This window comes from uncultured Campylobacter sp. (genome assembly GCF_905371695.1).
Lineage (GTDB): Bacteria > Campylobacterota > Campylobacteria > Campylobacterales > Campylobacteraceae > Campylobacter_A.
In genome coordinates this window covers 1-5,566 of record NZ_CAJPMA010000097.1, presented here as the reverse complement: position 1 = coordinate 5,566, position 5,566 = coordinate 1, and the positions used below count along the sequence as shown (strand labels likewise).

Annotated in this window: 5 protein-coding genes; all 5 read left to right on the top strand. The window is 48.3% G+C overall.

From position 1 onward, the window contains the following. Positions 1 to 131: 131 nt before the first annotated feature. Entirely contained in the window at positions 132 to 1,511 is a 1,380-nt protein-coding gene (gltX, locus tag QZ147_RS07970) for a glutamate--tRNA ligase (RefSeq protein WP_295149053.1), read from the top strand. Next, positions 1,508 to 2,761 (top strand): malic enzyme-like NAD(P)-binding protein, encoded by a 1,254-nt coding sequence (locus QZ147_RS07965; RefSeq protein WP_295149052.1) that lies wholly within the window; start codon positions 1,508 to 1,510, stop codon positions 2,759 to 2,761. Before gltX ends, QZ147_RS07965 begins: the two co-directional genes overlap by 4 nt. A 370-nt stretch (positions 2,762 to 3,131) precedes the next feature. Further along, entirely contained in the window at positions 3,132 to 3,791 is a 660-nt protein-coding gene (gene upp, locus QZ147_RS07960) for a uracil phosphoribosyltransferase (protein WP_295149050.1), read from the top strand. Positions 3,792 to 4,240: 449 nt separating this feature from the next. Further along, positions 4,241 to 4,777 (top strand): NAD(P)H-dependent oxidoreductase, encoded by a 537-nt coding sequence (locus QZ147_RS07955; RefSeq protein WP_295149047.1) that lies wholly within the window; start codon positions 4,241 to 4,243, stop codon positions 4,775 to 4,777. Further along, a complete protein-coding gene (locus QZ147_RS07950; protein WP_295149044.1) occupies positions 4,774 to 5,448 on the top strand; it encodes an MqnA/MqnD/SBP family protein in 675 nt (224 codons plus the stop codon). The genes QZ147_RS07955 and QZ147_RS07950 overlap by 4 nt, the downstream gene beginning before the upstream one ends. Positions 5,449 to 5,566: the final 118 nt, after the last annotated feature.

The window sequence follows — 5,566 nt, the reverse complement described above, 5'->3', positions numbered from 1 at the left end:
TTTGAGCGTGTAGGCAAATTCCGCACGCCAACGAAGCAAAAATAGCTTTTTTAAACATAACAAAACCTTTATTTAAGTAATTTAAAAATATAATTTCGCTCATTATAACATAAAAATTTAAGAGCATAACAATGATAACTACTAGATTTGCGCCATCCCCGACGGGCTACTTGCACATCGGCGGACTAAGAACCGCGCTATATAACTATCTCTACGCGCGCAAAAACGGCGGGAAATTTCTGCTACGTATCGAAGATACCGACCTAAAACGCAACTCCGAGGAGGCCACGCAAGCGATAAAAGAAGCCTTTGCCTGGTGCGGGCTAGATCACGACGGCGAGGTGACCTATCAGTCGCGTAGATTCGACGTGTATAAAGAGTACGTACAAAAGCTGCTAGCTGAAGGCAAAGCCTATAAATGCTACATGAGCAAGGACGAGCTAGACGCTCTGCGCGCCGAGCAAGAAGCGCGAAAAGAGAGGCCTAAATACGACAATCGCTACCGCGAATTTACGGGCACTCCGCCAGCGGGAATCGAGCCCGTTATCCGTATCAAAGCGCCTCTAAGCGGCGAGATCGTGATCGACGACGGTATCAAAGGCGAAGTCAAATTTAGAGTCGAGGATATCCTGGATGATTTCATCATCGCGCGCTCTGACGGCACTCCGACCTATAACTTCACGGTCGTGATAGACGACGCGCTAATGGGCGTAACCGACGTTATCCGCGGCGACGATCATCTATCAAATACCCCGAAGCAAATCGTACTCTACGATGCGCTGGGCTTTAAAGCGCCGAAATTTTATCACGTCGCGATGATAAACGGCGAGGACGGTAGCAAACTAAGCAAACGACACGGCGCGACCGACGTGATGGAGTATAAGCGCATGGGTTATCTGCCTGAGGCTCTTTTAAATTTCCTCGTGCGCTTAGGCTGGAGCCACGGAAACGACGAAATTTTCGGCATGGACGATATGTTAAAGTATTTCGATCCGCACGATATAAATAAGAGCTCAAGCACCTATAACGCAAGCAAGCTAGAGTGGCTAAACGCCCACTACATCAAGACTCTGCCGTACGAGAGACTAGCACGTGAGATGCTTGAATTTGATATAGATTTTAAGGCGATGCCAAAGGGCGAGGTGCTGTTAAATTCTCTGCGCGAGCGCTCAAAAACGCTAGTTGAAATGAGCCAGAGCGCAAGGACGATAATAAACGCTCCAAGCGCATACGACGAGAAAGCCTACGCTAAATTTATCACGCCCGAAAGCAAGGAAAATTTGGCCAAATTTGCCGAAATTTTAGGCGAAAATTTAGACGCCAAAGGCTACGAGGAGATGACGGGTAAATTTTTAGAAGCAAACGGCTTAAAGCTAAAAGACCTAGCTCAGGCGCTTCGCGTCGCGCTAACTGGAAATAGCGTAAGCCCGGGGATATTTGAGGTGCTCGAAGTTTTGGGCACGGACGAGACGAAAAAAAGAATAAGAAATATTTTAAAGGAGAATAAATGACACACGTAACTAACGAAGAGGCGCTCGCGTATCACGAGGGCGGCAAGATAGAGATAAAAGTAAAAACCCCGTGCGCCACGGCAAGAGACCTATCTATGGCGTATACGCCTGGCGTCGCGGTACCGTGCAAGCAGATCGAGGCCAACAACGAACTAGCCTACAAATACACAAACAAAGCAAATTTAGTAGCCGTCATCACCGACGGTACGGCTGTACTCGGTCTAGGCGACATCGGCGCGGTAGCGGGCAAGCCGGTAATGGAAGGCAAGGCGGTTTTGTTTAAAAAATTTGCAAACGTAGATGCCTTTGACATCGAGCTAGATGAGCACGATCCAGATAAGATTGTTGAAATTTGCAAAGCGCTCTCTCCGACTTTCGGCGGTATAAATTTAGAAGACATCCGCGCTCCAAAGTGCTTTGAGATCGAGCGCAAACTACAAGAAGCAGTCGATATCCCGGTCATGCACGACGATCAGCACGGCACTGCGATGATTACAAGCGCGGGCATGATAAACGCGATGGAGATTTCGGGCAAAGACATCTCTAAAATCAAAATCGTAGTTAGCGGCGCGGGCGCGGCTGGTATCGCATGCGCTAAGATGTATAAAGCTCTGGGCGCAAAACACATCGTGATGGTTGATAGTAAGGGCGTGATCCACAAAGGCCGCACCGATCTAACTCCGGAAAAGGTCGAATTCGCCCTAGAAACCGCAGATAGGACGCTAGCGGATGCGATGAAGGGCGCGGATATGTTCCTAGGTCTTTCAAAACCTGGCGTAGTAACCAAAGAAATGGTCGCGTCTATGAACGACGAGCCGATTATTTTCGCGCTTGCTAACCCGACTCCGGAGATCTTCCCCGAAGACGTCGCTAGCGTGCGAAACGACGTGATGATGGGTACCGGCCGCAGCGACTATCCAAACCAAGTAAATAACGTTCTTGGCTTTCCGTTTATATTCCGCGGCGCGCTTGATGTCAGAGCCAAAAAAATCACCGAAAATATGAAGATGGCTGCGGCGCGCGCGCTTGCAAATTTGGCCAAAGAGCCCGTGCCTGCGGAGGTTTGTGCGGCGTTTGGCGTAAAAGAGCTAAAATTCGGCAAAGACTACATCATACCAAAACCGTTTGACAAACGCGTTCTAACAGCGGTTGCTCCTGCGGTAGCGCAAGCTGCGGTCGACGACGGCGTAGCTAGGGTAAAAAATTTCGACGTCGAAGCGTATAGAGCGAGTCTAGCAAAGTTATTTTAGTTAAATTTGCTGGGCGCTTTGCTCGCCGCTCTTAGCTTTTAAAGGCTGCGGCGAGCGGGGCTAGCCTGCGCAAAATTTACTATTTTACTACGAGCTTTGGCTTTATTAAAAAGTCTAAAATTTATAGCGGCTCGCCGGGCTAAATTTAGTCTTGTTTTACGGCGCGCCGTTTTTGCTCCAAGCCAAACGCCCTAAGCGCGCAAGCCCGTCTAACGGGGAGCTAAATTTTGCCCGCTAATAGCGTCTTAGCCGTGAGCAGGCCTTACGCGCGAAACTAGCGATTTGCGATTTTTACGACTCAAAACGGTAAAATTTAAAAAGCCCAGCCTAGCGTTTTTTAAATTTTATCCGCTAAATTTTAAGGATCTTTATGAAAAATTTCACCGCCGCCGATGCCGCCGAGCTACCAAACGTCCGCCTAGTCTCTCACCCGCTCATCGAGCACAAGCTAGCTATTTTGCGAGATGCCTCGACGCCGACCTTTCAGTTTAGGATGCTAGTCGATGAGATCAGCCACCTGATGATATTTGAAGCGACGCGCGATCTGGCGCTAAAAAACGTGAGCGTGCAGACCCCGGTCGCGCAGGCGCAGGCTAAAAAGCTAGCGACGAAGGTCATGATCTGTCCTATTTTGCGCGCCGCGTTGGGGATGTTGGAGAGCGTTTTTAAAATCATACCAAACGCCAGCGTCGGATTTTTGGGCTTTCAACGAAACGAAAAAACCGCGCAAGCCGAGTTTTTCTACGCTAAACTGCCCGAAGACGCCTGCGAGCGCGTCGCTATCGTCATCGATCCGATGTTTGCTACCGGCGGTACGGCGATAGACGCGGTCAAATTTTTACGCGAAAAAGGCGTAAAGCGGATCAAATTTATCTCCGTTATCGCCGCGCCCGAGGGTTTAAAAAGATTTAGCGAGATTTATCCGGACGTGAGCGTTTATACCGCCGCGATCGACGAAAAGCTAAACGAAAAAAACTACATCGTGCCGGGGCTGGGCGATGCGGGAGACCGCGTGTTTAATACCTTGTAAATAGCGCGTTTTTTTGAGCGCCTTTAAATGAGCTAGATAATTTCGCCCTGCGACGGGCTACACGTCTAGTCTTTGGATGAAATTTTCGTCGCAGCATTCAAATCCGCCTAAAAATTTTGGCGCTCGTTTTTCTTGCGCCGTTTTTTTGGTAAAAGCTGACTTTTCCCCGGTATTTCGCGTATTTCCGATTATTTTTTGCCTCAAATTTACGTTCTACCAAATTTCGCAAACGCCTAGGCTAAAAAACAAATCAAAAGCCGAAATGAACGACGGTCGACGCGGGTACGCTAACAAAGGCTTAAAATTTCAACACGACGAAAACCGCCCGACTTGCCGCAATACCGCTAAAAATAAATTCGCCTTTAAAATTTACGACTTAAAATTCATGAATTTATCCGATTTTAACCCGCCAAATGCTAAATTTAGGCACATCATTTTAAAGGACGAATATGAAAACGCTTATCGTATTATCTCACCCAAATTTTAAGAATTCCCGTCTAAACAAAGCCCTAATCGACGCCGCAAAAAGCGTCTCCGACGTAACCGTCCGCCATGTAGAGGCCGTCTACGGCAACGACGCGGGCGCGATCGACGCCGTAGCGGAAGCTAACTTCGTTAAAAACGCCGAGCGCATCGTACTGCAATACCCTCTTTATTGGCTAGCCACTCCGCCGATGATGAAAGCCTACATGGACGCCGCGTTCTCATACTGCCACCAAAACGGCCTACTAGCGGGCAAAGAGCTGCAAATCGCCGTAACTACGGGCTCGCCGATAAACGAATACTCCAAACACGGCAGCAATAAATTTAGCCTAGCCGAGGTGCTAACTCCGATGCAAGTAACCGCTAATTATTGCGGTATGACGTTTAATAAAATTTTCGCAGCCGACGGCGCGCTAGCGGGCATTACGGACGAGCAAATCGCAGAGCACGCCATGAGGTACGTACAGATGCTAAAATGCGAGCTCGACGAGGTCAATGAGTGAAATTCGGTAAGATAGATTACCTAAATTTACTACCCTTTCACGTATTTTTAAAGCGTAGCGCGCTACCTAGCTGCGTAAAGGCCGCGATCGAGCGTAAAAAGGGCGTACCTAGTCGCCTAAACCGCGATTTAAGAGCGGGACGCATCGACGCGGCGGTAATTTCTAGCGTGGAAAGCAGACGCAAAATTTATCGCACGCTAGACATGGGTATCGTCGCGAAAGGCGCCGTAAAGAGCGTACTCGTACGCAAGAATAGCGCGCCCAAAACCGACGCGGCGAGCGCTAGCTCTAATATGCTAGCCCGCGCGCTAGGCATAAAAGGCGAAGTGCTTATCGGCGATAGAGCGCTTAACGCTTATTTGCGCGAGGGGAGCGAGAATTTTTACGATTTAGCTAAAATTTGGCGCGAGAGGACGGGCTTGCCGTTTGTTTTCGCTAGATTTTGCTACCGAAAAAACGGCCAAATTTACAAGCGCCTCACGCGAAATTTTATGCGCAAAAAAGTCAAAATTCCCAATTATATTTTAAGCCGCTACGCCGAGACGCGCAGCATCGGCGAAGACGACGTAAAAAGGTATTTAAAACTGATAACCTACCGCATCGGCGCAAAAGAAAAAAAGGCGCTTTTTATATTCCTAAACCGCGCGCGCAGGCTAAATTTTAAGGCGTAAAATCGCAAAAATTTAGCGCCGACGACTCTTGACTACTCTCGCTAATAAATTTTAAGTCGCAATACATTAAATTTACTCTATTATAGCAGTTAAATCTTTAAACTGCGAGGTATAGACA